Below are 2,340 nucleotides of genomic sequence, written 5' to 3'. Positions count from 1 at the left end.
ACACTGACCTTGAGCTGGTCGGCGACCAGTTTCAGCAAGGGCGGAAACGGCGGCTCATCGACGCCAAGGAGGATGCCGGGAAAGCGCAGGTAGCAGAGCTGAACTGCAAAGCCCAAGCGGTTCGCAGGCCCGCGCCGTTGCCGGATGATGGAGAGGTCGGTATCGCTGAACGTGTAGTATCGGATCAAGTCGTCCTTGGTATCCGGCAACGCCAACAGGCTTTCCCGCTCGGCGGCGGACAGAATGGAACGACGTGGCATATTTACTGATCCGCTCTCAAGTATTGATACAGGGTCTCCCGGCTGACACCAAACTCGCGGGCCAGCTTCGCTTTTTGTTCGCCGGCGGCGGCCCGCTGCCGCAGATCGGCTACCTGTTCGGGCGACAGCGCTTTCTTGCGGCCCCGGTAGGCTCCGCGTTGCTTGGCGAGCGCGATGCCTTCCCTCTGCCGCTCGCGGATCAAGGCCCGCTCGAATTCAGCGAACGCCCCCATGACCGACAGCATCAGGTTCGCCATCGGCGAATCCTCGCCGGTGAAGGTCAGGCTCTCCTTGACGAACTCGATGCGCACGCCGCGCTTGGTGAGCTTTTGCACGAGGCGGCGCAAGTCATCGAGGTTGCGCGCCAAGCGATCCATGCTGTGAACCACCACGGTGTCGCCTTCGCGCACGAAGGCCAGCAGCGAATCAAGCTCGGGCCGCTGGGTGTCCTTGCCCGACGCCTTGTCGGTGAACACCTTGCCGACTTCGACGTGTTCAAGTTGCCGTTCCGGGTTCTGGTCGAAGCTGCTGACCCGGACGTAGCCGATGCGTTGACCCTGCAAGATGCCTCCCTGGACGAAAATGTCAGGAAGAAATCTATGACCTTTTTCAGCTAGTGTCAATAAATAACACAACCGACTCTATTCTGACGTTGTGAGGCAGTCTACCCTGACATCCGGTTAGGGTATGCCTCAATCTGACGGTAGCGAGTCGCAGGCGTTCGGATCGGCATCGGTTTCGTTCCCTGTCTTGGCACGCGCTTCGAAGCGTTGATAACACTCCAACCCGCAGAAGTGCTCGACGTATTCCGCGCCTTCCGGGGTGAAGGCGGCATCGAGCGGGATTTCCTTGCAGCACACGCAGCAACTGGTGGTGGTCGAGTCACTTGCATTCATGGTGGCACCCCTCCATTGACTGACGAAGACGGCGAATGCCGCCGCCGGCATTGGCTTCGCGAACAGGAAGCCTTGTCCTGTGTCGCAGTCCGCTTGTCGCAATAGATCAAGACTCGCCGATGTTTCCACGCCTTCAGCCACCACATCCATGCCCAGCCCGTGCGCAAGCTGAATCACGGTGTGCACGATGGTTTGGTCGCGGCGGTCGTTGGCGAGCCCGGCGACAAACGATTGGTCGATCTTGAGCGTGCTGATTGGGCAGCACTTCAGATGTTGCAGACAGGAATACCCCGTCCCGAAGTCATCGGCGGCGAAGCGCACACCGATCTGCCGCAAGGCGTCCAGGGCGGGGAAGATCGCCGGATCACCAAACGCGACCGATTCGGTCAGCTCGATTTCGAGATACTCGGCGGGCAACTCGGCATCAGCCAGCACGCCCTTTACCCACCCGTCGAAGTCCGGTCCCACTTGGCTCGCCGAAACATTGACGGCCAGCCGGAACGGTCGCCATGCCAGCATTCGCCAGTCACGCATCTGGCGGCAGGCTTCGCCCAGCACCCAAGCGCCGATTTCAGGCATCAGGCCGGACGATTCGACCACGGGCAGGAACTGGCCCGGTGGCAATAGTCCAAGCGTCGGATGACGCCAGCGCAACAGGGCTTCCGCGCCGACAATCCCACCACTGCGCAGATCGACGACGGGCTGGTAGTGCAGTTCAAGCTGCCCGCGCTCGACCGCTTGGGCCAGTTCCGGCGTCGTCCATCCATCCGGCCGGAAAGCGCTCATTCTCTTTCCCTGAATGCCCGCAACGCCCGCGACAGGGACAGAAGGAACAGGCCGGTCAAACCGAGCGCCGCGATGACCCAATGCTCGCCGAGGAAAGCACCGGCGGTTGTGCCGGCCAGCACGACAGCGAGGATGGGCAGGTGGCAGGGGCAAGTCAGCACAGCCAGTCCGCCCCACAGGTAGCCGGTGATCGGTTTGTGCGTCTCGGACGGCAAGCGCTCGGGGTTGTTCATGGCAGACTCTCCGCGTGCTGTGCCGGCTCGGTCGGCAGGGTGGCCAACTGCACTTCCAGATCGGCCAACGCTTCGCGCCGACGCTCGACGAACTGACGCAGCAGGGCAAGCTGCGCGGCCGCTTCGTCGCCGTCCGCCGCATCCAGCGCCCGGCACAGCCGCGCC

The 2,340-nt window shown here is 62.5% G+C and carries 4 protein-coding genes and 1 pseudogene; all 5 read right to left on the bottom strand.

Annotated elements, in window-relative coordinates; all coding sequences use genetic code 11:
• Positions 1-260, bottom strand: a 260-nt coding sequence (locus N878_RS17920) for a DUF4158 domain-containing protein (RefSeq protein ID WP_021444955.1), incomplete at its 3' end; no start/stop codon positions are given.
• A 2-nt stretch (positions 261-262) separates the two neighbouring features.
• Positions 263-823, bottom strand: a complete 561-nt coding sequence (locus tag N878_RS17915) for a recombinase family protein (protein WP_011239984.1) — start codon at positions 821-823, stop codon at positions 263-265.
• A 129-nt stretch (positions 824-952) separates the two neighbouring features.
• The gene (locus N878_RS17910) at positions 953-1,942 is read right to left on the bottom strand and encodes a DUF3330 domain-containing protein (RefSeq protein ID WP_003132006.1); all 990 of its coding nucleotides are present in this window, start codon (positions 1,940-1,942) and stop codon (positions 953-955) included.
• Positions 1,939-2,175, bottom strand: coding sequence for a broad-spectrum mercury transporter MerE (merE, locus tag N878_RS17905; RefSeq protein WP_003132004.1), 237 nt, complete (start codon positions 2,173-2,175; stop codon positions 1,939-1,941). Before merE ends, N878_RS17910 begins: the two co-directional genes overlap by 4 nt.
• Positions 2,172-2,340 (bottom strand): annotated as a pseudogene (locus N878_RS17900) (transcriptional regulator MerD); the annotation flags it as partial. The gene merE and the pseudogene N878_RS17900, both read right to left, overlap by 4 nt.

The organism is Pseudomonas sp. EGD-AK9 (assembly GCF_000465935.2).
Classification (GTDB): Bacteria; Pseudomonadota; Gammaproteobacteria; order Pseudomonadales; family Pseudomonadaceae; genus Aquipseudomonas.
The sequence above is the reverse complement of the archived record's forward strand: the minus strand, read 5'-3'. Positions and strand labels throughout refer to the sequence as shown.

Excerpts from the sequence above, each read along its gene's own strand:
- N878_RS17910 (WP_003132006.1), bottom strand. The coding sequence starts at position 1,942 with ATGAGCGCTTTCCGGCCGGATGGATGGACGACGCCGGAACTGGCCCAA.
- merE (WP_003132004.1), bottom strand. The coding sequence starts at position 2,175 with ATGAACAACCCCGAGCGCTTGCCGTCCGAGACGCACAAACCGATCACC.